Here is a 25,870-nt window from a genome sequence, read left to right as displayed (position 1 = left end):
CCACGAGGTTAATGGGGACTGAGGGAAGCCGCGTCCGGCGGCTTCCGCCCCTGTTTCCTGTCGTTCGAGCGCCGTTCCGTCCATGTTCGCCAAGCGCCAGTCCGCCCTCGCCGCCGCCGCCGGCATGCCGCCGGAGGCGCGCTCGCGCGTCAGCTTCGACGCCGTCGTCGACGCCCTGAAGAAGCCCCCGGTCGCGGCCGGAGCGGCGGGCGCCTTCGTCCTGGCGGCGGGCGCTCTCTTCGTCGCCGTCCTGGGCGATCCCCGGGCGGGCGCGCCTTCGGCCCGGGTGGCCCTGGAGCGTCCGGCGGCCGAGGCCCCGACGGGCGCCGAGGCCTTCTCGATGAGCGGCCTGGATCTCTATCAGGACCTGAGCGGCGTCGATCCCGCCCTGCTGGACCCCAACGGCGCGGCCGGGGGCGAGGCCCTGATCACCCTGCCGGACGGCGCCACGGTGGCCGGCGGCTCGACCATCGCCGCCCCGGTGCGCGCGCCGTCCAATCCCCTGCCCAAGGCGCCGATCGCCGGTCTGTTCTCGCCCGGCCCCAACGGCCCCCTGCCGCGCATCGCCCCGGACGGCCGCGTGCCGGCCCAGGCCTACGCCCGGCCCTTCCGCTCGAACGGCAAGCCCATGGTGGCCCTGGTCGTCGGCGGCCTGGGCCTGAACGCCGTCACCACCCGCGCGGCCATCGAACGCCTGCCGGCCGAGGTGACGCTCAGCTTCGTTCCCTACGCCGAGGGCCTGCAGACCTGGATCGACATGGCCCGCGCCCAGGGGCACGAGGTCATGATCGAACTGCCGATGGAGCCGACCGGCTATCCCGACAACGACCCCGGTCCCTACACCCTGCTGGCTGACGGCGGCGCCGACGACGTGGCGGCCAAGATGGACTGGCTGCTGGGCCGGGCGACGGGATATTTCGGCGTGACCAACTATCTGGGCGACCGCTTCGCGACCTCGGACGAGGGCATGGGCGCGGTGCTGGGCGTGCTGCGCCAGCGCGGCGTGGCCTTCCTCGACGACGGCTCCATGCGTCGCCGCCCGGGAGCCTTCTCCCGCGCCAGCGCCGACCGCATCATCGACGAGAGCCAGAGCCCGGCGGCCATCATGGGTCAGCTCACCGCCCTGGAGGCCGCGGCCAAGACGCGCGGCGCCGCCATGGGTTCGGGCTTCAGCTATCCGGTCACGGTCGAGGCCGCCGCCCGCTGGACCGCCGGCCTGGAAGCCCGCGGCCTGCAACTGGCTCCGGCCTCGGCGATGACGCGACGTCCGGGGCGATAGGCTTCGGCGGGCGCATCCGCCGCGCTCCCGTGCTATGGCGTCCGCATGAGCGAGCAAGACGACGCCCCGAACCCCGCCGCCGCGACGGAAACCCCGGCCCAGAAGGCGCTGCGCCTGAAACAGGCGGCCCAGGCCGCCAAGTCCGGCCCGCCCAAGGACGGCTTCAAGCGGCGACAGGCCGCCGCGCCCAAGGCGGGATCGTCCAAGCCCTGGATGACGCGCTGACGTCTTCCGGGTCCGGAACGTCCTAGGCCTGGGCTGCGGCCTCGCGGATGCGGCCCACCATGTTGTTCAGGCCGTTGGCGCGCTGGCGCGTCAGGGCGGCGGGCAGGCCCAGCCGATCCAGCGCCGCCCTGGCGTCGAAGGCCAGGATCTCGTCCGGCCGGCGGCCGGAATAGAGCTTGAGCAGCAGGGCGATATTGCCTTTCGACAGGGCGCTGTCGGAATCGGCGTCGAAGAACAGTCGTCCGTTCGCGCGTCGCGTCGACAGCCAGACCTGGGCCGCGCAGCCCGGCACCTTGTTCGCCTCGATCCGCGCCTCTTCGGGCAGGGGCGGCAGGGCCTTGCCCAGGTCGATGACGTATTCGATCCGCCCTTCCCAATCACCGAGCAGGTCGAATTCCTCGACCAGTTCGGCCAGGGTCGCGTCAAGGCTCAGGGCGGGAAGGGCGTCGGTCTGCGTCATCCGGGCGACATAGGCCCCAGCGGCCTCGACGACAACCGTCGCCTGTCGCCCGACAATCGCCCCAAAGGCGAGCGCTCTTTGGCGGAGTCCGGCTCGGGTCTAGAATGCCGGGTTGATTCATCGTCGGGACCTTGTGGATTGAAGCCTTCGCTCGCCGCCCTTGAGCCGCCTCGCGCGCCTGTGGTCGACGCCGACCGCCGGGACGGCGCGGCCGTGGCCGTCTGGCATGCGCTCTGGGCGGCGGCGGCGGGCCTGTTCGCCCTGGGCGCCGACGCTCTGGGGCGGGGCGGGGCGGAGACGGCCGGTCTGCTGATCCTGGCGACGCCGGGACTGCTCGGCCTGGTTCTTCTGGGCAGGGACGGAGGCGCCACGCGGGCCGCCCTGCTGGCCGCCTGGACCCTGGCGGCGATCGCGGCCCAGACCCTGACCGGGGGACTGACCGGCCCTCTCGGCGCCCTGGCCTTCATGCCCCTGATCGCGGCGGTGGTCCTCGGCGGACGGCTCGCCGTCTTCGGCGCCCTGGGTTCTGCGGCCGCTGCGGTTGCTGGTCTGACAAGCGTGGGTCTGGCAGGCGCGGCGATCAGCCAGGCGCCTGGCGCGCCTGAGCCGGGCGTGGCGGCGATCTCGGCCCTGCTGGCCGTCGGAGCGGCGGCCCTCGCCTTCTGTCAGGCCGAGCGACGGCGCGCGGTGCGTCTGACCGCGCTCCAGGCCGGCCTGGGCCGGGCCGAGACCATATTGGCGGGCCAGCCGGGCCTGACCCTGGTGACGGACGCCTCGGGCGCGGCGCTTGCGGCCTATGGGGCGGCGCCGGCCGCTCTGCCGGTCGATTCCCTGTTCGAGGAGGGCCTGCTGGCCGCCGTCCATGCGCCCGATCGCCCCGCCGTTCAGGCCGCCCTGGCCAAGGCGGCGACCGGGGCCGAGGCCCAGGTCCGCTTCGCCCCGCGTCTGGCGCTGGACCGGCGCATCCTCCTGGTCGTGCGTCGTCGGGCGGGCGCCGCGCCCCTGCGCCTGACCGTCATCGCCCTGGACGCCACCCTGCAGCACGCGCGCGAAGCCGAACTGGACGCCGCCCGCGTCGAGGCCGAGGCCCAGAACGCGAGCAAGACCCGCTTCCTGGCCAATATGAGCCATGAGCTGCGCACGCCGCTGAACGCCGTCCTCGGCTTCTCGGACATCATGCGCCAGCGCCTGTTCGGCTCCCTGCCGGACCGCTACGCCGAATATGCAGACTCGATCCACGAGGCGGGCGGCCATCTGCTGGACCTGATCAACGACGTCCTGGACGTCAGCCGGATCGAGGCGGCCCGTTACGAACTGAACCTGGAAAGGTTCGACGTGCGCGAAACCGTTTCCGCCGCCATGGCTCTGGTCCGGGTCCAGGCCGACGACAAGGGCGTGGACCTGGCCGCCGTCATGCCGGGCGAGGCCCTGACCGTCTCGGCCGACCGTCGCGCGGTCAAGCAGATCCTGCTGAACCTGCTGTCCAACGCGGTGAAGTTCACGCCGTCAGGCGGCGCCGTCACCGTCACGGCCGAGGCTTTGGACCAGGTGCTGGAACTGAGCGTGGCCGACACCGGCGTCGGCGTGGCGCCGGAAGACCTGGCCCGTCTCGGCCGTCCCTTCGAACAGGCGGGCGGCGCCGAACAGAGGGCGCAGGGCACGGGTCTGGGCCTGTCCCTGGTCCGCGCCCTGGCGGAACTGCATCAGGGGACGATGAGCGTGGACAGCACCCTGGGCGAGGGCACGGCGGTGGTCGTCCGACTGCCGGTCGTCGCGCCTCGCCCCGCGGTCGAAGGCGGCGCCGAGATCATTCCCCTGAACCGCAGCGCCTGATTCCGTTCAGGCCCGGGCTTCGACCTTCAGCGGCATGGGCTTGAGGTCCAGAAGGGCGAACAGCCTGGCGTCGTCGTCCTCTTCCGGATTGGGCGTGGTCAGCAGCTTGCCGCCGACGAAGATGGAGTTGGCGCCGGTCAGGAAGCACAGGGCCTGCATCTCTGGCGTCATGCCTTCGCGGCCGGCCGACAGGCGGACCATGGACTGCGGGCAGACCAGACGCGCGACGGCGACGGTGCGGACGAACTCGATCGGGTCGATCTCGCCCTCCTTCAGCACCCGCTCGCCCAGGGGCGTGCCGCCGACCGGGACCAGGGCGTTGACCGGCAGGCTGTCGGGGTGGACGGGCAGGGTGGCCAGGGCGTGCAGCAGGCCGGCGCGGTCGCGCCGCTTCTCACCCATGCCGACGATGCCGCCGCAGCAGGTGTTCATGCCCGCGTCGCGGACATGCTGCAGCGTCTCCAGACGATCCTGATAGGAACGGGTCGTCACCACCTCGGCATAGTACTCCGGCCCGGTGTCGAGGTTGTGGTTGTAGTAGTCCAGACCCGCGTCCTTGAGCTGTTTCGCCTGGTCGGCGTTCAGCATGCCGAGCGTGGCGCAGGTCTCGAGCCCCAGCGCCTTCACGCCCGAGATCATGGCCGCCAGCTTGGGCGTGTCGCGGTCCTTCAACTCGCGCCAGGCGGCGCCCATGCAGAAGCGGCTGGCCCCGCCCGCCTTGGCCGCCATGGCCTCGGCGATGACGGCGGTCGGCTCCATCAGCTTCTCGGCCTTGAGGCCGGTCTTGAAGCTGGCCGACTGCGAGCAGTAGCCGCAGTTCTCGGCGCAGCCGCCGGTCTTGACCGACAGCAGTTGCGACTTCTGCACCTCGTTCGGGTCAAAGGTGCGGCGGTGCACCGTCGCCGCCTCGAACACCAGCTCCATGAAGGGGCGGGCGAACAGGGCCTCGACCTCCTCCAGCGTCCAGTCGTGACGGGGGATCGAGAGATCGCGGGCGGGTCGGATCGATGCGTCGTCAGCCATGGGACGACGGCTTAGCCGCGCGCGCGGGCGCGGCCAAGCCGGAACTGACGCGCCGCCGTTCTCCGGATCAGCGCTCGTCCTTGTAGACGCGGCCGTCGCGCATGACGAAGGACACGGTCTTCAAGGTCGTCACGTCGCTGAGCGGGTCGCCCGCCACGGCGATGACGTCGGCGCGCTTGCCCGGCTCCAGGGTCCCGATCTCGGCCGACAGGCCCAGCAGGTCGGCGGCGTTGACGGTGGCGGCCTCGATCGCCGTCATCGGCGTCATGCCGTTGCGGACCATCAGTTCGAACTCGTCGGCGTTGCGACCGTGCTTGGACACGCCCGCGTCGGTGCCGAAGGCGATGCGGACCCCGGCGGGCACGGCCTTCTGCAAGGACTGGCCGGTGATGTCGATGCGCCAGCGAATCTTGGCCAGGACGTCCGGCGGATAGGCTTCCGGATCGGCCGCCAGTCGTTCGGTGTAGCCGTTCACCACCGACAGGGTCGGCACGTAATAGGCGCGCGTGCGGCGCAGCAACTGCAGGGTCTCGTCGTCGAAGATGGTGCCGTGCTCGATGGAATCGGCGCCCATGCGCAGGGCCAGGTTGATCCCGTCCACGCCGTGGGCGTGAACCGCGACCTTCTTGCCGTACAGGTGGGCCGTGTCGATCAGGGCCTTGGCCTCGTCCTCGAACATCTGGGCGCCCAGACCGGCGCCGATGCGGCTGTTGACCCCGCCGGTGGTGGCGATCTTGATCAGGTCCACGCCGCGCCCGACCTGAAGGCGCACGGCCTCGCGGCAGCTTTCCACCCCGTTGCAGACGTTGTCGTGGGCCACGTGCTCGCGCAGGTCGTCATTGAAGCCCAGCCGCCCGTCCATGTGGCCGGAGGTGGTCGAGATGCTGTTCCCCGCGTCCAGGATGCGCGGCCCGGGCAGACGGTGCGCCGCCGTCTCGGTCCGCAGGGCCAGGGTGACGCCGCCGCTGTCGCCCAGGTTCCGCACGGTGGTGAAGCCCGCCATCAGCGTCTTCCGGGCATTCATCGCGGCGCTGTAGGCGTGGACGGGCAGGTTGTCGGTCACGCCGGACAGGAAGCCCGCCTGGCCCGCCACGTCGGAGACCAGGTGCACATGGCTGTCGATCAGTCCGGGCAGGACGAAGCGGTCGCGCTGGTTCACCACCGTCGCGCCGGGATAGGCCGAGGCGTCGACGAAGCCGTCCCTGATCTCGACCACCTTGCCGTCACGCACCACCAGGGTCGAGGGCCCGCGCGGCGCCTGACCGGGCCGATCCAGCAGGCGTCCGGCCTGGATCAGGGTGACGGTCCCGCTCGCGGTCTGCGCGACCGAAGGCGTCGGCGCGACAGCCAGGGCGGCGCTCAGGGCGACGGCGCAGGCCGCGGCGGTCAGAAAGGCTTTCATGGTCGGTGCTCCCCACACGAACGCGGCGAGCCGAACTCCCCCGTTCGAACCCTGCCGCACCCAGTGTTAGACCGCGCCGACCGTCCTGCGCCAGGGGCTTCTCGTCGGATCAGGCGACCAGGCGAGGGCCCGAGGCGGCGCCTGAGACGGTTTCGTTCAGGCGGAATCGGCCGACCTGCCGCTGCAGGCTGACGGCCTCGTTGGCCAGTTGGCGGGCGGCGGCCGTGGCCTCTTCGGTCATGGCGGCGTTCTGCTGGGTGATGTCGTCCATCTCGCCCATGGTGCGGCGGACGCGCGCCAGGGCTTGGGCCTGATCCTGGGCCGAGGCGGCGATGCCGCCCGCCAGGCCGTCGATGGCGACCACTCGGCCGCCGATCCGCTCCAGAGCCACCCCCGTCCGCTCGACCAGGTCGACGCCGCGCGCCACCTGGGCGGAAGAGGTGGAGATCAGGCCGCGAATCTCGCCCGAGGCTTCGGACGACCGCTGGGCCAGGGCGCGAACCTCCTGGGCCACCACGGCGAAGCCGCGGCCGGCGTCGCCCGCCCGAGCCGCCTCGACCCCCGCGTTCAGCGCCAGCAGATTGGTCTGGAAGGCGATCTCGTCGATCAGGCTGGTGAAGCGGGCGATGCCGGTCGAGGATTCGGCGATGGCGTGGATGGCGGCCACGGCCTCGGCCACCACCTCGGCGCTGTCCTCGACGTCGCGGCGGGCGTCGGCCAGGGCCTCGGCCGTCTGGCGGGCGTTGTCGGCGGTCAGGGCGACCGCCCCGGCGATGGAATCGGCTTCGTTGACGGTGCGCTCGAGGTTGGAGGCCTGGCGTTCGGTCCGGCTGGCCAGATCCTCGGAGGCGACAGCCAGTTCGTTGGAGCCGGCGCTCAGGTTCTGGACGCTGTCGGCCACGGCGCGCACGGCGGTGCGCAGCGAGCGGGTGGCGTTGTGGAAGTCGTTCTGCAACCCACGATACTCGTCCGGGAAGACGCCGGGAATGGCGACGGTCAGGTCGTTTTCAGCCAGGGCGTGCAGGGCGGCGCCCAGGGCGCGCACGACTTCGTTCTGACGAGCGTCGGCCTCGGCCTTGGCGGCCTGGACCCGGTCGCGTTCTTCCTGCAGGACCTCCAGATAGATGGAGATGGCCAGGTCCATGTCCAGCATGACCCTCTGGGTCAGCTCCGACACGGCCTCGGCGGTGATGCGGTCATGCTCGCGGCGGTTGGCGAACCATTTGCGGGGGCGTTCCACGATGGCGCGGGTCAGGTGGGCCAGGATGACGCTGTAGCCGCCGATGTACCAGCGCGGCTCCAGGCCGATCCGGGCGTGAACCTTGCCGATCGTGCGCACCGAGGCGGCGTAGTCGGCGTCAGCGCGGCCGTCGATGATGGCGTCCCAGTGCCGCTCCTGCGCGCCGCTGGCGGCGGCGATATGGCTTTCGTCCTTGAAGAAGCGGCGTGTGACGGGCTCTGCGCGCACCCGATCATAGAAGGCGGCCAGGGCGAGGGGCGCTTCGCGTCTCAGCAGGCCCGCCATGGCGCGATAACCCTCGGAGGCCTGCCCCAGGCCCATGAAGCCCATGCGGTGATCGATGCTCTCGCCGGCCATCTTCGTCTCGTCATCCTTCGCGACGCAGGGGAGCGCGCCGACTTACCCCTTCGAACTCTAGGGGTATTTTCCGTCTTAAGGCAGAGCTACGTAGAGTTCCTAGTCTGTGGACAGTCCGCAGGGAGTGACGCCGATTTCATATAAAGATATCTTTATGTCTTGATTGCTCCTGCGCCCCTCCCGCGCTATAGCAGCCGCCTGAAACCGCGCTGCGAGAAACCAATCCATGACCGACTACATCGTCCGCGACATTTCCCTGGCCGACTTCGGCAACAAGGAAATCGCCATCGCCGAAACCGAAATGCCGGGCCTGATGGCGCTGCGCGCGGAATATGGCGCGGCCCAGCCGCTGAAGGGCGCCCGCATCGCGGGCTCCCTGCACATGACCATCCAGACGGCGGTCCTTATCCAGACGCTGGAAGCCCTGGGCGCCGAAGTGCGCTGGGCCTCGTGCAACATCTTCTCGACCCAGGACCATGCCGCCGCCGCCATCGCGGCCGCCGGCACCCCGGTCTTCGCCACCAAGGGCGAAACCCTGGAAGAGTACTGGGACTACGCCCACAAGATCTTTGAATGGGCCGACGGCGGCTATCCCAACCTGATCCTCGACGACGGCGGCGACGCCACCCTGCTGTGCGTGCTCGGTCCGAAGGCCGAGAAGGACCTGTCGGTCATCTCGAACCCGCAGAACGAGGAAGAGGAAGCCCTCTTCAAGGTGATGAAGCGCTACATCGCCGAGAAGCCCGGCTTCTACTCGGCCATCCGCGACGCCATCGGCGGCGTGTCGGAAGAGACGACCACGGGCGTCCACCGCCTGTATCAGATGGCTGAGCGCGGCGAGCTGCCGTTCCCCGCCATCAACGTCAACGACAGCGTCACCAAGTCCAAGTTCGACAACCTCTACGGCTGCCGTGAATCCCTGGTCGACGCCATCCGTCGCGGCACCGATGTCATGCTGTCGGGCAAGGTCGCCGTGGTCTGCGGCTACGGCGACGTGGGCAAGGGCTCGGCGGCTTCGCTGCGTAACGGCGGCGCCCGTGTGATCGTCACCGAGATCGACCCGATCTGCGCCCTGCAGGCCGCCATGGAAGGCTATGAGGTCCAGACCCTGGAAGACGTCGCCGACAAGGCCGACATCTTCGTCACCACGACGGGCAACAAGGACGTCATCCGCGTCGAGCACATGCGCGCCATGCGCAACAACGCCATCGTCTGCAACATCGGTCACTTCGACTCGGAAATTCAGGTCGCCGGCCTGAAGAACTTCAAGTGGGACGAGATCAAGCCGCAGGTTCACCACGTCGAGTTCCCGGACGGCAAGAAGATCATCCTGCTGTCGGAAGGCCGTCTGGTGAACCTGGGCAACGCCACGGGCCACCCGTCCTTCGTGATGTCGGCGTCCTTCACCAACCAGACCCTGGCCCAGATCGAGCTCTGGACCAACGCCAAGTCCTACGAGAAGCAGGTCTACACCCTGCCCAAGCACCTGGACGAGAAGGTCGCCTTCCTCCACCTGGCCAAGCTGGGCGCCAAGCTGACCAAGCTGACCCAGGAACAGGCCGACTACATCTCGGTTCCGACCGAGGGTCCGTTCAAGCCGGAACACTACCGCTACTGATCGGGCGACAGCCTGAAACGGAAAACCCTGCGCCGACGGCGCGGGGTTTTTCTTTGGTTCTTTAAAATCCTCCCCCGCCTACGGGGGGGAGGGTGCCGCGTAGCGGTGGAGGGGGCGACCACAGCCGCCACAGCTGTGAGCTAGGCCGCTAGGTCGCGGGGATCGAAGACGTCGGCGCCCCGGCCCATCAGCCCGGTTTCGAAGTCCATGAAGATATCGATCAACTCCTCCACCCCGACCGGCGGAGCCTTGGGGCCGAAGCGGAAGCGCCAGAAGCTGACGATGTGCTGAACCGCGCCCAACTGGTCGCCCAGCCGCGTGAACAGGGCCGGCGCCTCCAGCAGGAAGTCGCGGAAGGCCACCGGATTTCCCTCCACCGTCAGCCCCGCATAGGCGTCGTCGTAATAGCGCAGGGTGCGGCTGACCTCCTCGCAGGTCTTCATGATCCGGCTGCGCAGCACGCCCCGGCCGCGATCGATGTATTCCCGGGCGGCGGGGTCGCTGGGGCCGACGGGCTGGATGGCCCCGACCTCGTCCGCGACGTTGACGATGTCGGCCATCATGCTGGCCAGGCACCACTTGTAGTAGAGGAAGCCCTTCCAGCAGAAGACGCCCTCCTGATACTGCTCCGGCTCCAGCCTCAGTGTGGCGCGCAGGGCCTCCAGCCGGTCGCCGGGAGCGTTGGACAGGATCTTGCTGGCCATGCGGGTGGTCGATCCGACCGCCGCCACGCCGCCGCCCATGCTCAGGGTGACCAGGGGCTCGATCTCCTTCTGGACGAAGGTCAGCATCTTCTCCAGGTCCGCCTCGCTCAGGGCGAAGTAGCAGGGGGCGGCGTCCACTCCGCCGCGCCGCAGTTGCTCGCGCAGCAGGAAGGGATCCAGCGACGGCAACTGGTCCATCAGCCGCAGGATCCGCAGATCGGGATGGTCGGCATGGACCCCGAACGCGTCCTGCATGGCGCGTTCGAAGCCGATCTGGTTGACGAAGACGAAGCGCCCGCCGGTCTTCAGGTCCGTGCTGTCGATGGGAACGACGACCTTGGTGGCCACCTGGCGTCGGCCGGGAAAGGCGTCGGTCTCGTTGCGACGCAGGCGATGCTTGATGATCAGGGCCGTGTTCAGCGCGGGGGTCCGGAACATGGGGCGATCGGCCCAGTCGTCGGTCTCTCCATGCTCGTCGAAGACCTTGAGCAGGTTCAGCACGCGCGCCGTCGAGGCGCTGCGTCGAAGATGTTCCAGATTTCGGATGGCGCGATCGGTCATGGACCCGGACCATGCCCAAGAAAGGTGACCGACTGCTTAGCCGTACTCATGAAAAGAGGCAGTCCCGTCAGGAAGCGGCCCCGGTCGGTCGAGGAGAGGTCGGAAGACGGCCGTCGCCGAGGCCTACATACGATACGGCTCCTGGTTGTTCGCATGTCCGGCGAAGATGTCGCTCCCGCGGCTTGCCGACAGCGCTGGCGCGGCGCGTGCGGCGGGCCTAGAAGGCGATCATGGAAATCTTCGACATCCTGATCCTGATCGCCATCGCGGCCGTGACCGTCACCCTGGGCTTCGGCGTCTACAGCCTGTATCGGGGCGGCGACTTCGCCCGGTCGAACTCCAACAAGCTGATGCGGCTGCGCATCATCCTGCAGGCCGTGGCCGTGCTCCTGCTGATGGGCGGCATGTGGTGGAAAGCCACGCACGGCGGCTGATTTCTCGAGGGGCGAACGCATGGTCACGCTGAACAAGATCTACACCCGCACGGGCGACGGTGGAAAAACCCGCCTGGCCTCGGGCGCGCCGGTGTCCAAGACTGACCTGAGGGTCGAGGCCTACGGGGCGGTGGACGAACTGAACGCCGTCATCGGCCTGGCCCGTCTGAACAGCGGCCAGAACGACCGGATCGACGCCATGCTGGGCCGTATCCAGAACGAACTGTTCGACCTCGGCGCCGACCTGGCCACGCCGCTGGAGCCGGCGCCCAAGTGGGAGGCCCTGCGCATCATCGCGACTCAGGTGGAGCGGCTGGAATCCGAAATCGACTGGATGAACGAAAGCCTGAAGCCCCTGGACAGCTTCATCCTGTCCGGCGGTTCGCCCCTGTCGGCCCATCTGCATCTGGCGCGCACCGTCTGTCGCCGGGCCGAACGCGAGGCCATCCGTCTGATGGAATCGGGCGAGCCGGTGAACCCCGACGCGATCCGCTACCTGAACCGGCTGTCGGACCACCTGTTCTGCGCCGCCCGTCGCGCCAACGCCAACGGCGCGGCCGACATCCTGTGGAAACCCGGCGCGACCCGCTGACGGCGTGATCCCCTCCTCCTGTCGAACAGGGGAGGGGGCAATATTCTATTGCTGGCGCATGGCCTCGACGCGGGCGCGTTCCGCCTCGGTGGCGGCGACGCGGGCGCGGCGGTCGGCGGCGACCTGGTCTTCCAGCTTCACCAGTGCCTCATTGGCCTGGGCCGAGGCCTCGGCCCGGGTCACGCCCGCGGGACGGCCGGTGATGTCGGGGATATAGATCGGCTGGGCGCAGATGCGCGTTTCCAGGTCGTACCAATAGCCCTTTGCCGTGCATCGATCGCCCGGATCCATCCAGTAGCGCTGGAAGACGAAGATGCCGACGACCAGCACGGCGAAGGCGCCGAAGAACATGATGCTCAGGCGTCGGATGGTCAGGAAGCGTTTCATGCGGGTCTTCTAACGCAAAATAAGGCCTGGGACACGAGCGCAGTTCACGTAGCGTTACGTTGACAGGCGGGTTTCGTCGGTCCAATCCCTCGACCGACATTTCGATGACCAAGTGGATAGGCTCATGAAGGTACTCGTCCCGGTGAAACGGGTGATCGACAGCAACGTCAAGGCCCGCGTGAAGGCGGACCAGACCGGCGTCGACCTGGCCAACGTCAAGATGAGCATGAACCCCTTCGACGAAATCGCCGTCGAAGAGGCCGTGCGTCTGAAGGAAGGCAAGGAACACCATGCCGCAGGCACGGCGACGGAAATCGTCGTCGTCTCCATCGGCGTGGCCCAGGCCCAGGAAACCCTGCGCACGGCCCTGGCCATGGGCGCGGATCGTGGCGTCCTGATCCAGTCGGACACGGACCTGGAGCCCCTGGCCGTCGCCAAGCTGCTGAAGGCGGTGGTGGACGAAGAGAAGCCGGACCTGGTCCTGCTGGGCAAGCAGTCGATCGACGGCGACAACAACGCTGTGGGCCAGATGCTGGCCGCCCTGCTCGACTGGCCCCAGGCCACCTTCGCCGGCAAGCTGGCGATCGAAGGCGGCAAGGCTGTCGTCACGCGTGAAGTCGACGGTGGTCTGCAGACCGTCTCGGCCGAACTGCCGGCGGTGGTCTCGGTCGACCTGCGCCTGAACACCCCGCGCTACGCCTCGCTGCCCAACATCATGAAGGCCAAGAAGAAGGAGATCGCGATGAAAGCGGTCGCCGACTACGGCGTCGATGTCGCGGATCGCCTCAAGGTCCTCAAGGTGACGGAGCCGCCGAAGCGTTCGGCGGGCGTCAAGGTCGCCGACGCGGCCGAACTGGTTTCCAAGCTCAAAGACGCAGGGGTTCTGTAATGGCCGTTCTCGTCATCGCCGACCACGACGGCTCGGTCGTTCGCGACACCACCCACAAGACCGTGACGGCGGCCCTGGCCCTGTCGCCGGACGTCGACGTCCTGGTCCTGGGCAAGAACGCCAAGGGCGTGGCCGACGCCGCTGCGAAAATCTCGGGCGTGCGCAAGGTCCTGCTGGCCGAGGGCGACGCCGTCGCTCACGGTCTGGCCGAGGCTGTCGAGGCCTCCGTCCTGCCGCTGGCCGGGAACTACGACGCCATCCTGACCCCGGCCAACACCGACGGCAAGAACTTCGCCCCGCGCATCGCCGCCAAGCTGGATACGGCGCCGATCTCGGACATCGTCGAGGTCGTCTCGGGCGACACCTTCGTGCGTCCGATCTACGCCGGCAACGCCCTGGAGACGGTCCAATCGGCCGACGCCAAGAAGGTCATCACCGTGCGTCCGACGGCCTTCGCCGCCGCCGCCGAGGGCGGTTCGGCCTCGGTCGAGACCGTCGTCGCCGGCGAGGCCCCCAAGACCGCCTTCGTCTCTGAGGAAATGGTCAAGTCGGACCGCCCCGAACTGGGCGCCGCCAAGATCGTCGTCTCGGGCGGCCGCGCCCTCGGTTCGGCCGAGGAATTCCACGCCGTCATGGATCCCCTGGCCGACAAGCTGGGCGCCGCCGTCGGCGCTTCGCGCGCGGCGGTCGATGCGGGCTACGCCCCCAACGACTATCAGGTCGGCCAGACCGGCAAGGTCGTGGCCCCGGCCCTCTACATCGCCATCGGCATCTCGGGCGCCATCCAGCACCTGGCCGGGATGAAGGACTCCAAGGTGATCGTCGCGATCAACAAGGACGCCGACGCCCCGATCTTCCAGGTCGCCGACTACGGCCTGGTCGCCGACTACAAGACCGCCGTGCCGGAACTGATGGCCGCCCTGGGCTAAGGGCGCTTCAGGCTGACATCGAAGCGCGCCGGACGGGAGACCGTCCGGCGCGTTTTCTTTTCCGGGGCCGGGTTCCGCCGTCTCTAGGCCGTCAGGTCGAACAGGGCGGCCTCTGCGGTACGGGCTGCGTCGTCGGGCGCCAGGCCCAGCAGCAGGCCTCTCTGACCGCCGTTGATCAGGACCTGCTCGAACAGGACGGCGGTCTCGTCCATCACCGTGGGCACGCGCTTCCTCTGGCCGAACGGGCTGACGCCGCCGACCTTGTAGCCCGTCAGGCGCTCGGCCTCGGCGGGCTTCATCATCTGGGCCGACTTGGCGCCCAGGGCGGCGGCCAGCTTCTTCATGCTGACCTCGCAGTCGGAGGGAATGATGACGCAGGCGGGCTTGCCGTCCGCCAGGGTCATCAGGGTCTTGAACACCTGCTCCGGCGCCTTGCCCAGGGCCTCGGCCGCCTGCAGGCCGACGCGCGGCGCATCCGGATCATAGTCGTAGGGAAACAGTTCGAAGGCGACGCCGGCCTTGGTCAGGGCGACGGTCGCGGGCGTGGTCTTGGACATGGCGCCGACCCTAGCGCCAAATCCTCCGCTTCGCCCGCTATAAGCGCCTATCCCGGATGACGCGGCGCGCGCGAGGCGTTACACCGCCTGCATGACCCAAGACGCCCCCTCCCTCGGCGCCGCCTCCGGCAAGACGTCCTCCTTCGGTTTCCGCGACGTGGACGCCAAGGAAAAGGTCCGCATGGTGCGGGGGGTGTTCGATTCCGTCGCCTCCAACTACGACCTGATGAACGACCTGATGAGCGCGGGCGTGCATCGCATCTGGAAGGATGCGGCGGCGGCCAAGCTGAACGCCCGTCCCGGCGAACTCATCCTGGATATGGCCGGGGGCACCGGCGACATGGCGCGGCGCTATTCCAAGATGGCGCGCGCGGCGCAGGAGCGTCGCGGCGGCGAGGACGCCACCGTCATCGTCATGGATTACAACGCCGAGATGATCCTGAACGGCGTGGCCAAGGGCGGGGAGCCGGAGATGGCCTGGGGCGTCGGCGACGCCATGAACCTGCCCTTCCCCGACGCCTGCCTGGACGCCTATTCGATCAGCTTCGGCATCCGCAACGTGTCGGACGTGGCCGGCGCCCTGAAGGAGGCGCGACGCGCGCTGAAGCCGGGCGGGCGGTTCATCTGCCTGGAGTTCTCGCGCCCCACGACCGGCGCCCTGCGCAAGGCCTATGACGCCTGGTCCTTCCACGCCATTCCGCGCATCGGCGAGTGGGTGGCCAAGGATCGCGACAGCTATCAGTACCTGGTCGAGAGCATCCGTCGCTTCCCCGACCAGCAGACCTTCAAGCGGATGATCGAAGACGCCGGCTTCAGCCGCGTCAGCGTCACCAATCTGTCGGGCGGGATCGCCGCCATCCACCACGGGTGGGCGATCTGAGCCGGCTGACCTTCAACGCCCCGCCGCCTACGCCCCAGGCCCAGCCGGTCCGTCACCCGGTGGGTGCCGCCCTGCGCATGGTCCGCTGGGGCTGGGTCCTGGCGCGCCATGACGCCCTGATCCCGCGCGAGGTCAATCCCCTGCTGCCCGCCTGGGGCCGCCCCTTCGCCCGCCTGATCCAGATGTTCGCCAGCCGCAGGCGTCGCGCCGGCCGCCCCGGCCAGCGGGTGGGCGAGGCGTTCGAACATCTCGGCCCCGTCGCCATCAAGCTGGGCCAGGTCCTGGCCACGCGCGCCGACATCTTCGGCCTGCAGTTCGCTCAGGACCTGGGACGTCTGAAGGACAGGCTGCCGCCCTTCCCGCTGGAGGAGGCCAAGCGCGAGATCGAACGCTCCCTGGGCCGCCCAGCCGAGAGCCTGTTCATCGACCTGGCCCAGCCCGTGGGCGCCGCCTCCCTGGCCCAGGCGCATCCGGCCTGGCTGGCCGACGGGCGCAAGGTGGCGGTCAAGGTGCTGCGCCCCGGCGTCGAGCGCCGTGTGGCCCAGGGGCTGGACGCCATGCGCCTGGGCGCCAAGCTGGTCGATCGCTTCGTCGAGCCCGCCCGTCGGCTTGAACCCCGCGCCTTCGTCGAGATCATCGCTCAATCCTTGCAGCTTGAACTGGACATGAGACTGGAGGCGGCGGCCGCCTCCGAACTGGCCGAGGTCATGGCCAAGGACGGCTATATGTCGGCGCCGGCCATCGTCTGGGACGGCGTGGGCAAGCGGGTGCTGACCCTGGAATGGGCGTTCGGCCTGCCGATGACGGACCCGGCCCTGGTCGATCTGCCCGGTCTCGACAAGGACGCCCTGGCCGACAAGGTGGTGCGCGCCTTCCTGGTTCAGGCCCTGGACCACGGCGTCTTCCACGCCGACCTGCACGAGGGCAATCTGTTCGCCGACGCCCCGGCCCGGCTGACGGCCATCGACTTCGGCATCGTCGGCCGCCTGGGTCCGGCCGAGCGCCGCTACCTGGCCGAGATCCTGTGGGGCTTCATCAGCCGCGACTACGACCGCATCAGCCGCGTCCATTTCGAGGCCGGATACGTGCCGCCGCACCATTCGGTCGATACTTTCGCCCAGGCCCTGCGCGCCGTGGGCGAGCCGGTCATCGGCCGCCAGGCCAGCCAGGTGTCGATGGGCCGCCTGCTGGGCCAGTTGTTCGAGATCACCGCCCTGTTCGACATGCACCTGCGCCCCGAACTGGTGCTGCTGCAGAAGACCATGGTCTCGGTCGAGGGCGTGGCGCGCCGCCTCAACCCCGACCACGACCTGTGGGAGGCCGCCAAGCCGGTGGTCGAACGCTGGATCAAGCGCGAACTGGGTCCCCAGGCCCAGATCAAGGAAACCGTCGAGGAGGCGGTCGCCGCTCTCAAGGCCCTGTCGCGCCTGGTGCAGAACCCGCCGCAGTCTCAGACGTTGGTGATCGAGAAGGCCGGAACGCGGCCCTGGGTGGTCGCCGCCGTCACTGTCGCGGTCTGCGCTTCGGCGGCCGCCTTGGTGCTGACGCTTTGGCCGATGATCGTCGCCTGACGTTTCTTCGGAGCCTGAACATGAAGACCCCGATTTCCATGGCCGTCCTGGCCGCGACCCTGATCGCCCTGCCCGCCGCGGCCCAGACCACAGGCCAGACCGCAGGCCAGGGCGCCGGGCAGAGCGCCTCGCCTCGTCCCGGCGCGGCGGCGACCCTGCCCAACAGCTTCGGCGATCAGGCCGCGGCCCAGCGTCCGGCGCTGAGCCCCGGCCGCACGCCGATCCAGCCCGGTGAACGACCGGCCGCAGCCCCAACTCAAGCCCGGACCGAGGCGCCCGGCGCCCTGGCGCCGGACATCGCCCGCTCGCAGCAGGCCCTGCGCGCCGTCATCGCCTCGCTTCAGGCCGGAGACGTCGACTATTCGATGTTCACCACCGACCTGGCGGCCAAGATTCGCGAAAAGTCGGGCGACATCGTCGGCCTGGTCCAGCAGTTCGGCGCGGTGAAGACCATGACCCATCGCGGCCAGCAGGACGGCGCCGACATGTTCCGCGTCGAGTTCGAGAAACAGTCCACCGACTGGGTGATCGGCTTCGACGACGACAACCAGATCGCCGCCCTGCTGTTCCGTCCGGCCCAGCCCTAGAACAGGGTCAGTCGAGCGAAGGCTTGCCGCGTCCGCTCTTGATGGTCGAACGGGTGGACTTGCTCTTCAGCCGCCGCTCCTTCGAGGCCTTGGTCGGCCGGGTCGGCACGCGATAGACCGGCTTGATCGAGGCCTCGGCCACCATTTCGTCCAGCCGGGCGACGGCATCGGCCCGATTGCGCTCCTGGGTGCGGAAACGCACGGCGGTGATCAGGATGACGCCGTCCAGCGTCAACCGGCTGCCCGCCAGCTTCATCAGCCGCGCCTTGACCGGGTCGGTCAGGCTGGGCGAGTTCTTCACGTCGAACCGCATCTGCACGGCGGTCGAGACCTTGTTGACGTTCTGCCCGCCCGGTCCGCCCGCGCGAAAGAAGCGGAACTCCAGTTCCTCCTCGGGAATGCGGCTCACGGACCGACCTTCCGTGCACGGACGACCGCCGTGTCCAGGGCCTGAAGGAAGCGCGAGCGGTCGGCGTTCGAGAAGGGCGGCGGACCGCTGGTCGCCACCCCCATGGAGCGCAGATGCTCGCCCACCATGCGTCCGGCCAGGGCCGAGCCGATGGAGTCGGGGGTAAAGGCCTGACCGTTCGACTTCAGCGCCTGGGCGCCGGACTTCAGGCAGCGGTCGGCCAGGGGGATGTCGGCGGTGATGACGATGTCGCCGGCTGTGGCGCGCTCGGCGATCCAGTCGTCGGCTACGTCCGGACCGGCGTCCACCACCACCTGCTCGATCAGGGCTTCGCGCGGGACGTTGATCCAGGCGTTCGACACCACGAAGACCTTGAGCCCGTAGCGGCGGGCCACGCGATAGACCTCCTCCTTCACGGGGCAGGCGTCGGCGTCGATGTAGAGGGTGGTGGCCATGGGGTCCTTCTATCCGGCCTTGGCCGGATACGAAAAGGGCGCCGGTCCTGCGACCGACGCCCTCAACGTCATAGGGTTCGCGCCTTAATGCGGATAGGCCACCGGCATGGCCCCTTCGCCGCCGGTGCGGTAGCGGTCGCGCAGCAGCAGGTTGCGGGCCTGCAGCGGCTGCTCCACCCCGTCGATGAAGACGGCCGAGGGTTGGCTCAGCGGCTCCAGCGGATCGCCGGACCAGACCACGACGTCGCCCGCCGCGCCGGGCTTCAGCTCGCCGAACTGGCCGTCGAAGCCGAAGATGCGGGCCGGGTTGACCGTGATCGCCTGGATGGCCGCCGCGAAGGGTAGGCCGTGCGAGACGGCGTTGCCGGCGTTGTAGCGGATGTCGCGGGCGCGGTGGGTCGAACCCTCGTTGCCCTTGATGGCGATGACCACGCCCGCCGCGTTCAGCGCCGCCGCGTTCTGCATCCGCGCCGCCCGCATTTCGAAATTGCCGGGCAGGTTGGTGATCGGGTGCAGCAGGACGGGGACGCGCGCCGCCGCGATCTCGTCGGCGACCAGCCAGCCCTCGGCGGCGCCGTCCAGGATGACCTTGACGCCTTCCTCGCGGGCCAGACGCAGGACCTGCTGGATGTCCGAGGCGCGGTTGACGCTGACGATCAGCGGCATGGAGCCATTGGCCACCGGGATCAGGGCCTCCAGATCGGCGCGCGACAGCGACAGGTCGCGCAGAGCGGCGCGGTCATAGGCGGCCTTGTTGCGGGCGTAGAGGCGGACCTCGGCCAGGGTCTCCTTGAACAGGACGAACTCGGCCCCGCGCGCGCCGCCGGCTACGCCCTTTCCGGCTTCGCCGAAGGGGGCGACCATGGCCACGCGCGGCTTCACCAGGATGTCGGCGCCGCCCAGCTTGATGACCGCCGCCTGGCCCGCGAACAGGCCCGGCGTCTGATAGCCGCCCGCCCCGGCCCCGGCGAAGTCGCTGTCGTCATGGCTGTGGCCGCCGCCCGAGCCCGCGTGCTGGGGCGTGACCACGGCGCGGGTCACGCCGCCCAGGCGCGCGGTCGGCAGGGTGAAGGACCAGGGGTCCAGGCCATACGACAGATCGAAGGCCGCGCTAAGGCTGTTGGCGTCGTTCGACAGGTCGTTGGAGCCGCGCACCGAACCGACTTCCGAGCCGCCCAGGCCCGAATCCACGGCCACGAAACCCGGCGTGACAATCTTGCCGCGCGCGTCGATGGTCCGCAGCCCGGCCGGGGCCGCGCCGGTTCCGACCGAGACGACGCGGCCGTTGCGCACGACCACGGTCCCGTTCTCGATCACCGAGGTTCCGGTCAGGACGCGGCCGCCGGTGATGGCCACGTCCTGGGCCAAGGCGGGGCCGGCGAGGGCGAGGGCCGCGACTGCGCCCGCGAGGATGGACTTGATGCTCATGGTTCAGCGAGCTCCCTGGGCGACGCCGGCGGCGGACTGGCCGAAGCCGGGCTGGCCCAGTTCGAAATCGGATACGGGCTGGTAGGCGGGGTTGGACCGGTCGAAGGCCAGGCCGCCGTCAATGAAGACCTGGTCGGCGCGGGCGTAGATCGAGAAGGGGTCGGCGCTCCAGATCACCACGTCGGCGCGCTTGCCGGGCTCGAGCGATCCCGTCTCCTTGTCGATGCCTATGGCCCGGGCCGCGTTCAGCGTGATCCAGCTGATGGCATGCTCTTCGGAGATGTTCAGACCGGCGCGACGGCCGGCCGACAGGGCGGCGGCGGCTTCCTGGTTCAGGCGCTGGATCAGTTCGGCGTCGTCGGAGTGGATGACGGCGCACGAACCCTCGGGCGCGTCGGTCAGGGCGGCGTTCTCCTCGATGCCGTCCAGGGCTTCCATCTTGAAGCCCCACCAGCCGGTCCACATGGCGGCGCAGACGCCTTCGCGGGCCAGCATGGGCGCGATCTTGTAGGCCTCGACCGCGTGGTGGAAGGTGGTGATCTTGTAGCCGAACTCCTTGGCCACATCGAGCATGACGGCCATCTCGTCGGCGCGATAGCAGTGGTTCTGGATCAGGATCGAGCCGTCCAGCACGCCCGCCAGAGTCTCAAGCTGCAGATTGCGGGTCGGGGGCGAGCCCTGGCCGTCCTCGCGCCACTTGTCCCACTTGGCCTTGTATTCGCGCGCGGCGATGAAGGCGGCGCGATAGCCGGCGACATTGCCCATGCCGGTGGCCGGCGACTGGTTGCGCGAACCATAGACGCGCGACGGGTTCTCGCCGCAGGCCATCTTCAGGCCATAGGGGGCGTTCGGGAACTTCATCCCCTGCATGGTGACCGACGGCACGTTGCGCACCGTCACGCCGCGCCCGCCGAACAGGTTGGCTGAGCCGGGCAGGATCTGCATCGTCGTCACGCCGCCCGCGCGGGCGGTGTTGAAGCCCGGATCCTGGGGCCAGATCGAATGCTCGGCCCAGACCTGGGCCGTGTTCGGATTGGTCGCTTCGTTGCCGTCGCTCATGCCCATGACGCCGGGCGAGGGATAGACGCCCAGGTGGCTGTGGATGTCGATGACGCCGGGCGTGACGTAGCGGCCGCGCGCGTCCACCACCTTGTAGCCCGCCGGAACCGGGGTGTTCGCTCCGCCCACGGCGGCGATACGCCCGTCGGTCACGACCACCACCCCGCCTTCGATCTTCTGGCCCGTCCCGGTCAGGACCGTGGCGCCGACCAGGGCCATGTTCTCACGCGGCAGGCCGCGATAGGTCGAGGGATAGGGGTCCTGATTGGCCCACCCGTCCAGGCCGGGGGCCATGGTGCGGTCCTTGGAAGCGGGCGAGGCCGAGGCCGTCTCCGTCTTGGGCGCGGCGTCGCCGGTCGTGGCGCAGGCCGACAGGGCTAGAGCCCCGAGCGCGCAGGCGAGAACAGCGAGGCTTGGACCCCGCAGACGGTTAAGCAACATGGGCGAGACCCCCTCGCGCCCGCGAACTGCGGGCAGACAACGGGGACGTATACAATCGTCAGTTTCCCCTAGCGTAAAGCGCTAAAACCGCGCACCCGCGAAACTCAGTCGCCGGACAGTCGCGCCCGTGCCTCGGCGTCGTCCAGGCCCTCGATCTCGATCATCTTCAGTCGCGACTGGCCGCCGCGCGCCAGGGTCACGGCGCGCTTGGGGACGCCCAGGGCCTTGGCCAGAAAGCCGGTCAGGGCGGCGTTGGCCTCTCCCTCCACCGGCTGGGCCCGCACCCGGACCTTCAGCACCGGTCGACCGTCGGGATCGACGTCCCAGCCGTCGATGCGGTCGGCGGCGGCGCGGGGCGTCAGCTTGACGGGAATGCGGGCGGTCATGGGTTCTGTCTCCATCGCTTCGTCTTCCGCGACGAAACGCGCCCCAGATGCAGAAAAGGCGGCCCGAAGACCGCCTTTCCGTCGTGTCGCTGCTTCGATCCCTACGCCTTGGGGGCGCTGGTCGCGGCCGGCGGGGCGGCCGGAGTCGCCTGGGCCGTGGCCGGGGCGGCGCCCTCGGCGGCCGGAGCAGCCTCCGCAGCGGCGGCGCTTTCGGCCGGAGCCGCGCCTTCAGCGGCCGGGGCCGCGGCGGCGCCGGGCTGACGAGCCGGATCGGGCGCCGGGATGGCGAAGCCGCCCGAACCCTGCGACCGCAGCCAGGCGATCAGGTTGATGCGGGTCTTTTCGTCGCGGATGCCGGCGAAGGACATCTTGGTGCCCGGGATGTAACGGCCCGGCGCGGTCAGGAAGTGATCGATCTCGTCATAGCCCCAGGTCGGCGCCTCGGCCTTGTGCTTGGCCATGGCGTCCGAATAGGCGAAGCCCGCGCGGTGCATGGCGGGACCGCCGATGACGCCGAACAGGTTCGGACCGATGCCGTCCGCGCCGCCTTGCGAGGCGTTGTGGCAGGCCTGGCAGCGCGCGAAGGCGGCCTCACCGGCGGCCAGGTCGGCGGTCGGCAGGACCGTGCCCCAGTCGATCGGCAGGGCGGCGGGCTCGCCGCCGGCGGATTCTTCCGGCGCGTCCACGAAATAGCCCATCTTTTCGGGCTGCTTGGTCTGGTAGACCATGGCCGAAACCTGCTGGACCACCAGGATGACGAAGGCGGTGCCCAGGCACGCGCCCATAATCTTGTTCCACTTCAGATCGCCGCTCATGCGCGTCGTCGCTTCCCGTCTCTAGATAAAGAGCCCCCCAACCGCGGAGCGGCGTTCAGGCGTATTCTTGCGTCGGCGTCTCTGACACGCTAGCGCGACCTTCGCAACCGGCCCGGGCGTTTCCGGGCGCCTCTGGACGTCGTCAAGTCGATGAATCCGCTGATAATGATACCCGCTCGCATGGCAGCGACCCGTTTACCGAACAAGCCGCTGGCCGACATCGGCGGAAAGCCCATGATCGTGCGGGCCTGGGAACAGGCGGCGAAGTCCGGTTTTCGCGTGGCCGTGGCGGCGGGCGACCCCGAAATCGTCGAGGCGGTCGAGGCGGCGGGCGGCCTGGCCGTCCTGACCGATCCCGACCTGCCCAGCGGTTCTGACCGCATCCGTGCGGCGGTCGAGGCGGTCGATCCCGCCGGCGCCCATGACATCGTCATCAACATCCAGGGCGACATGCCCTTCGCCTCGCCGGACCTGGCGCGCGCCTGCGCCGCCCTGCTGGCCCGCGAATCGGCCTGCGACATCGCCACCCTGGTCGCCGCCGAGGCTGACGCGTCGGACCGCTCCAACCCGGACGTGGTCAAGGCCGTCCTCGCCCTGCCGGAAGGCGGGACCAGCGGCCGCGCCCTCTACTTCACCCGCTCGACCCTCTACGGCGACGCCCCGATCTGGCGTCACGTCGGCATCTACGGCTATCGCCGCGACGCCCTGACGCGTTTCTGCGCCGCCCCCCCGTCGCCGTTGGAGAAGCGCGAGAAGCTGGAACAGCTCCGCGCCTTGGAAATGGGCCTGCAGATCTGGGCCTCGGTCATCGACGAGGCGCCCCTGTCGGTGGACAATCCGGCCGACCTGGAAGCGGCGCGGGCGCTGGCATGAATCGACCTTCTCCCCTTGTGGGAGAATATGCTCAAGCAGCCGAAGGCGTTAGCGCACCAAAGCCTTCTGCCCTTGTGGGAGAAGATAGAACGCGCTCAAGCAGCGAACGACCGCGTCGCGAGCGCTAGCGCTCTTGGCCTAGATGTGAATCGCGTGCCCGAGCGCCCGCAGGCTGGCCTCGTGGAAGGCTTCGCCCAGCGTCGGGTGGACGTGGATGGTTCCGGCCACGTCTTCTAGCACGGCGCCCATCTCCAGCATCTGGGCGAAGCTGTTGGACAGCTCCGAGACATGCTGGCCGACGGCCTGGATGCCCAGGATGCGGTGGTCGGTCTTGGAGGCGATGACGCGGACGAAGCCGCCGTCTTCGCCCGCTTCGATGGCCAGGGCGCGGCCGATGGCGGCGAAGGGGAAGACGGCCTGGATCACGTCGTCGCGGCCCTTGACGTCGTCGACGCCCAGACCGGCCGAGACGATTTCCGGCTCGGTGAAGCAGACGGCGGCGATGGCAGCCGGGTCGAAGACGCGGTCATGGCCGGCGATGATCTCCGCGACCACCTCGCCCTGGGCCGAGCCCTTGTGCGCCAGCATGGGTTCGCCGGTCAGGTCGCCGATGGCCCAGACGTTCTTCATGCTGGTGGCGCAGCGCTCGTCGATCTTCACGAACGGGCCGTTCATGGCCACGCCCATGTTTTCCAGACCCCAGCCCTGGGTCCGCGCGCGGCGGCCGACGGTGAGCAGCACCTTGTCGGCGTCCAGCTGCATCGGGTTTCCGTCCTTGTCGGTGACGTTCAGCTTGCCGTCCCCGAAGCCGCCCGCGCGAGCGCCGAGCAGCAACTGCACGCCGTGCTTTTCCAGCCATTTTGCGACCGGGTCGGTCAGGGCCTTGTCGTAGAGCGGCAGGATGCGCTCGGCCATCTCGACGATGGCCACTTCGGCGCCCAACTTGCGGAAGGCGATGCCCAGCTCCAGGCCGATATAGCCGCCGCCGACGACGACCAGCTTCTTCGGCACTTCCGGCAGGCTCAGGGCCTCGGTGGACGAGATCACGTCGCCGCCGAAGGGCAGGAAGGGCAGTTCGACCGGCTCCGACCCCGTGGCCAGGATGACGTGTTCGGCGGTGATGCGGATGTCGCCGTCGTCGGTTTTGACGGTGCAGGTCTTGGCGTCCGAGAACTCGGCCCAGCCCTTGACGACCTTGACCTTGGCCTTCTTCAGCAGGGCGGCGACGCCGGCGTTCAGCTTCTTGACCACGCCGTCCTTCCACTCGACCGTCTTCGACAGGTCGATGGCCGGGGTCGAGGCGGTGATGCCCAGGGTCCCGTCGCCGGCGGCCTTGGCCACCGTCTCATACTTGCCCGCCGCGTGGATGATGGCCTTGGACGGAATGCAGCCGACATTCAGGCAGGTCCCGCCGAGGCCCGGCGAGGCGTCCACTAGCACGGTCTCCAGCCCCAGTTGGCCGCAACGGATTCCCGCGACGTAGCCGCCGGTGCCGGCGCCGATGATCAGGACTTTGGTCTTCAGGGTCTGGGTCAACGATAGGCCTCGATGCGAGAGGTGAATTCCGGGGGAACTTGTTGGGGTTCAAAGAGACGAACGGCGCCGTTCGGGGTTTCCATGCCGAACACCAGATCGCCGACCGTCACGCGCTGAAAATCAACGCAGACCATGCCGGTATAGTCATCAAGGCGACGAACGCTCTCGGCGGCCGTCAAGGCGTAGGTCGACTGAGGTTGTCCCTGAACGATTTCGAGACGCGTGACGGTTGCTTTCGACTCGGTGATTTCGAGGGCCGCCGTGCGACGAGGTTCGGGCAAACGCTCCACCGTAGTCACTCGTCCAATGAAGAGCGCAGGGCCATCGGCACGCAGAAGCGAAGGCCAGTGAGGTGGTGGATCAGGAAGGCAGGCTCGAGCGGGGGCCACGCCGAGCGCGGCTAGGGCGAACGCAATGATCAGGACTTTGGTTTTCAAAAGCTGGGTCATTCGCGTTGATAGCGCTCCAGGAGGCTCTGAATTCTGGAGAGGTCGTTGGTGTAAGGATACACTTCCATAGGGGCGCGATAAGCTGACCCGTCGATGGGGGCGGGCGCGGGTGGATCTTCGCCATGAGAGGACGTGATGATCTCGGTGAAGAGGCGTTGGGCCTCCACTGGATCAGCTTCCAGTAGCAGCAAGACGCGTTGACCTTCCTTCACGGGAAAAATCGGTCCGCAGTCATCCTTCGTAGCCCAGCGATAGCTTGGCAAGGTTCGCAAGCGGGCAGGGCCAGCGAGTCGAAAATCGGCCACGTAAACGGGCCCCATGCTTTCTTCCCACTCTCTGGGCTGTACCCGTCGAACTTTGGTGACCTCAGCTTCGAATGCTGCCGGGGCGGTAAGGAATGTGAAGCTCAGGGGGAGAAGCGTACAGGCATTGGTTTCGCCTGCCGCTAACAGCGCGGCTATCGCCAGAGCTACAGCCGCGCTGTGCTTCAT

The 25,870-nt window shown here is 68.9% G+C and carries 28 protein-coding genes; 12 read left to right on the top strand and 16 right to left on the bottom strand.

From position 1 onward, the window contains the following. Positions 1–82: 82 nt before the first annotated feature. Both ABIE19_RS09030 and ABIE19_RS09025 read left to right on the top strand, forming a co-directional pair. Entirely contained in the window at positions 83–1,279 is a 1,197-nt protein-coding gene (locus ABIE19_RS09030; protein ID WP_354088833.1) for a divergent polysaccharide deacetylase family protein, read from the top strand. A 45-nt stretch (positions 1,280–1,324) separates the two neighbouring features. Continuing rightward, a complete protein-coding gene (locus tag ABIE19_RS09025) occupies positions 1,325–1,504 on the top strand; it encodes a hypothetical protein (RefSeq protein WP_354088832.1) in 180 nt (59 codons plus the stop codon). Between the two features lie 22 nt (positions 1,505–1,526). Here the strand turns inward: ABIE19_RS09025 and ABIE19_RS09020 are convergent, their stop codons facing one another. Further along, entirely contained in the window at positions 1,527–1,964 is a 438-nt protein-coding gene (locus tag ABIE19_RS09020) for a SufE family protein (protein ID WP_354088831.1), read from the bottom strand. Positions 1,965–2,102: 138 nt separating this feature from the next. On the opposite strand from ABIE19_RS09020, the gene ABIE19_RS09015 reads away from it, so the two are divergent. After that, positions 2,103–3,797 carry a sensor histidine kinase gene (locus tag ABIE19_RS09015; RefSeq protein WP_354088830.1) on the top strand — a complete coding sequence of 565 codons (1,695 nt, stop codon included), beginning with the start codon at positions 2,103–2,105 and terminating at the stop codon, positions 3,795–3,797. Between the two features lie 6 nt (positions 3,798–3,803). Here ABIE19_RS09015 and bioB read toward each other — a convergent pair whose 3' ends face one another. The 3 genes from bioB to ABIE19_RS09000 all read right to left on the bottom strand — a co-directional run bounded on the left by bioB (position 3,804) and on the right by ABIE19_RS09000 (position 7,819). Then, positions 3,804–4,820: a biotin synthase BioB gene (bioB, locus tag ABIE19_RS09010; RefSeq protein WP_354088829.1), complete on the bottom strand. Its 1,017-nt coding sequence runs from the start codon at positions 4,818–4,820 to the stop codon at positions 3,804–3,806. A 67-nt stretch (positions 4,821–4,887) separates the two neighbouring features. Further along, complete coding sequence (locus ABIE19_RS09005; RefSeq protein ID WP_354088828.1) at positions 4,888–6,222, bottom strand: amidohydrolase family protein; 1,335 nt, start codon at positions 6,220–6,222, stop codon at positions 4,888–4,890. A gap of 109 nt (positions 6,223–6,331) precedes the next feature. Beyond that, positions 6,332–7,819, bottom strand: a complete 1,488-nt coding sequence (locus tag ABIE19_RS09000; protein WP_354088826.1) for a methyl-accepting chemotaxis protein — start codon at positions 7,817–7,819, stop codon at positions 6,332–6,334. A 226-nt stretch (positions 7,820–8,045) separates the two neighbouring features. Here ABIE19_RS09000 and ahcY point away from each other — a divergent pair, with 226 nt between their 5' ends. After that, positions 8,046–9,437, top strand: a complete 1,392-nt coding sequence (ahcY, locus tag ABIE19_RS08995) for an adenosylhomocysteinase (protein WP_354088825.1) — start codon at positions 8,046–8,048, stop codon at positions 9,435–9,437. 140 nt (positions 9,438–9,577) lie between these two features. On the opposite strand, the gene ABIE19_RS08990 is transcribed toward ahcY, so the two are convergent. Continuing rightward, positions 9,578–10,702 carry a hypothetical protein gene (locus tag ABIE19_RS08990; RefSeq protein WP_354088824.1) on the bottom strand — a complete coding sequence of 375 codons (1,125 nt, stop codon included), beginning with the start codon at positions 10,700–10,702 and terminating at the stop codon, positions 9,578–9,580. A gap of 230 nt (positions 10,703–10,932) precedes the next feature. Between ABIE19_RS08990 and ABIE19_RS08985 the strand changes: the two genes are divergently transcribed. After that, positions 10,933–11,136 carry a twin transmembrane helix small protein gene (locus tag ABIE19_RS08985; RefSeq protein ID WP_354088823.1) on the top strand — a complete coding sequence of 68 codons (204 nt, stop codon included), beginning with the start codon at positions 10,933–10,935 and terminating at the stop codon, positions 11,134–11,136. A gap of 19 nt (positions 11,137–11,155) precedes the next feature. Next, the gene (locus ABIE19_RS08980) at positions 11,156–11,728 is read left to right on the top strand and encodes a cob(I)yrinic acid a,c-diamide adenosyltransferase (protein WP_354088822.1); all 573 of its coding nucleotides are present in this window, start codon (positions 11,156–11,158) and stop codon (positions 11,726–11,728) included. A 45-nt stretch (positions 11,729–11,773) separates the two neighbouring features. Here the strand turns inward: ABIE19_RS08980 and ABIE19_RS08975 are convergent, their stop codons facing one another. Then, the gene (locus ABIE19_RS08975) at positions 11,774–12,115 is read right to left on the bottom strand and encodes a hypothetical protein (RefSeq protein ID WP_354088821.1); all 342 of its coding nucleotides are present in this window, start codon (positions 12,113–12,115) and stop codon (positions 11,774–11,776) included. A 124-nt stretch (positions 12,116–12,239) separates the two neighbouring features. On the opposite strand from ABIE19_RS08975, the gene ABIE19_RS08970 reads away from it, so the two are divergent. Beyond that, positions 12,240–13,004: an electron transfer flavoprotein subunit beta/FixA family protein gene (locus tag ABIE19_RS08970; protein ID WP_354088820.1), complete on the top strand. Its 765-nt coding sequence runs from the start codon at positions 12,240–12,242 to the stop codon at positions 13,002–13,004. Continuing rightward, a complete protein-coding gene (locus tag ABIE19_RS08965; RefSeq protein ID WP_354088819.1) occupies positions 13,004–13,933 on the top strand; it encodes an electron transfer flavoprotein subunit alpha/FixB family protein in 930 nt (309 codons plus the stop codon). The genes ABIE19_RS08970 and ABIE19_RS08965 overlap by 1 nt, the downstream gene beginning before the upstream one ends. A gap of 83 nt (positions 13,934–14,016) precedes the next feature. Here ABIE19_RS08965 and ybaK read toward each other — a convergent pair whose 3' ends face one another. Continuing rightward, entirely contained in the window at positions 14,017–14,490 is a 474-nt protein-coding gene (gene ybaK / locus ABIE19_RS08960) for a Cys-tRNA(Pro) deacylase (RefSeq protein ID WP_354088818.1), read from the bottom strand. Positions 14,491–14,581: 91 nt separating this feature from the next. On the opposite strand from ybaK, the gene ABIE19_RS08955 reads away from it, so the two are divergent. Genes ABIE19_RS08955 through ABIE19_RS08945 form a run of 3 tightly spaced genes read left to right on the top strand, consistent with a single transcriptional unit; the run spans position 14,582 to position 17,528 of the window. After that, the gene (locus ABIE19_RS08955) at positions 14,582–15,370 is read left to right on the top strand and encodes a class I SAM-dependent methyltransferase (protein WP_354088817.1); all 789 of its coding nucleotides are present in this window, start codon (positions 14,582–14,584) and stop codon (positions 15,368–15,370) included. Beyond that, on the top strand, positions 15,358–16,941 hold the full coding sequence (gene ubiB, locus ABIE19_RS08950) for a 2-polyprenylphenol 6-hydroxylase (RefSeq protein ID WP_354088816.1): 1,584 nt from the start codon (positions 15,358–15,360) through the stop codon (positions 16,939–16,941). Before ABIE19_RS08955 ends, ubiB begins: the two co-directional genes overlap by 13 nt. A gap of 20 nt (positions 16,942–16,961) precedes the next feature. Further along, positions 16,962–17,528, top strand: a complete 567-nt coding sequence (locus ABIE19_RS08945) for a hypothetical protein (protein WP_354088815.1) — start codon at positions 16,962–16,964, stop codon at positions 17,526–17,528. Between the two features lie 7 nt (positions 17,529–17,535). On the opposite strand, the gene arfB is transcribed toward ABIE19_RS08945, so the two are convergent. From arfB to ABIE19_RS08915, 6 genes are all read right to left on the bottom strand, one after another. Further along, positions 17,536–17,937: an alternative ribosome rescue aminoacyl-tRNA hydrolase ArfB gene (gene arfB / locus ABIE19_RS08940; protein ID WP_354088814.1), complete on the bottom strand. Its 402-nt coding sequence runs from the start codon at positions 17,935–17,937 to the stop codon at positions 17,536–17,538. Then, the gene (locus tag ABIE19_RS08935; protein WP_354088813.1) at positions 17,934–18,392 is read right to left on the bottom strand and encodes a YaiI/YqxD family protein; all 459 of its coding nucleotides are present in this window, start codon (positions 18,390–18,392) and stop codon (positions 17,934–17,936) included. The genes arfB and ABIE19_RS08935 overlap by 4 nt, the downstream gene beginning before the upstream one ends. Positions 18,393–18,476: 84 nt before the next feature. After that, positions 18,477–19,820 carry an amidohydrolase family protein gene (locus tag ABIE19_RS08930; RefSeq protein ID WP_354088812.1) on the bottom strand — a complete coding sequence of 448 codons (1,344 nt, stop codon included), beginning with the start codon at positions 19,818–19,820 and terminating at the stop codon, positions 18,477–18,479. Positions 19,821–19,823: 3 nt separating this feature from the next. Continuing rightward, positions 19,824–21,320, bottom strand: a complete 1,497-nt coding sequence (locus ABIE19_RS08925) for an amidohydrolase (protein ID WP_354088811.1) — start codon at positions 21,318–21,320, stop codon at positions 19,824–19,826. Positions 21,321–21,424: 104 nt separating this feature from the next. Then, positions 21,425–21,706 carry a DUF167 family protein gene (locus tag ABIE19_RS08920; RefSeq protein WP_354088810.1) on the bottom strand — a complete coding sequence of 94 codons (282 nt, stop codon included), beginning with the start codon at positions 21,704–21,706 and terminating at the stop codon, positions 21,425–21,427. Positions 21,707–21,807: 101 nt separating this feature from the next. Further along, positions 21,808–22,521 carry a c-type cytochrome gene (locus ABIE19_RS08915; protein ID WP_354088809.1) on the bottom strand — a complete coding sequence of 238 codons (714 nt, stop codon included), beginning with the start codon at positions 22,519–22,521 and terminating at the stop codon, positions 21,808–21,810. A 150-nt stretch (positions 22,522–22,671) separates the two neighbouring features. Here ABIE19_RS08915 and ABIE19_RS08910 point away from each other — a divergent pair, with 150 nt between their 5' ends. Next, a complete protein-coding gene (locus ABIE19_RS08910) occupies positions 22,672–23,394 on the top strand; it encodes a 3-deoxy-manno-octulosonate cytidylyltransferase (protein WP_354088808.1) in 723 nt (240 codons plus the stop codon). Positions 23,395–23,532: 138 nt separating this feature from the next. Here ABIE19_RS08910 and lpdA read toward each other — a convergent pair whose 3' ends face one another. From lpdA to ABIE19_RS08895, 3 genes are read right to left on the bottom strand one after another with little or no spacing between them, the layout of a single operon-like run. Beyond that, on the bottom strand, positions 23,533–24,930 hold the full coding sequence (gene lpdA, locus ABIE19_RS08905) for a dihydrolipoyl dehydrogenase (RefSeq protein WP_354088807.1): 1,398 nt from the start codon (positions 24,928–24,930) through the stop codon (positions 23,533–23,535). Further along, entirely contained in the window at positions 24,927–25,379 is a 453-nt protein-coding gene (locus ABIE19_RS08900) for a hypothetical protein (protein WP_354088806.1), read from the bottom strand. The genes lpdA and ABIE19_RS08900 overlap by 4 nt, the downstream gene beginning before the upstream one ends. Continuing rightward, entirely contained in the window at positions 25,376–25,870 is a 495-nt protein-coding gene (locus ABIE19_RS08895; RefSeq protein WP_354088805.1) for a hypothetical protein, read from the bottom strand. Before ABIE19_RS08895 ends, ABIE19_RS08900 begins: the two co-directional genes overlap by 4 nt.

Origin of the sequence: Brevundimonas faecalis (assembly GCF_040549405.1) — a bacterium.
Classification (GTDB): Bacteria; Pseudomonadota; Alphaproteobacteria; order Caulobacterales; family Caulobacteraceae; genus Brevundimonas; species Brevundimonas faecalis.
The sequence above is the reverse complement of the archived record's forward strand: the minus strand, read 5'-3'. Positions and strand labels throughout refer to the sequence as shown.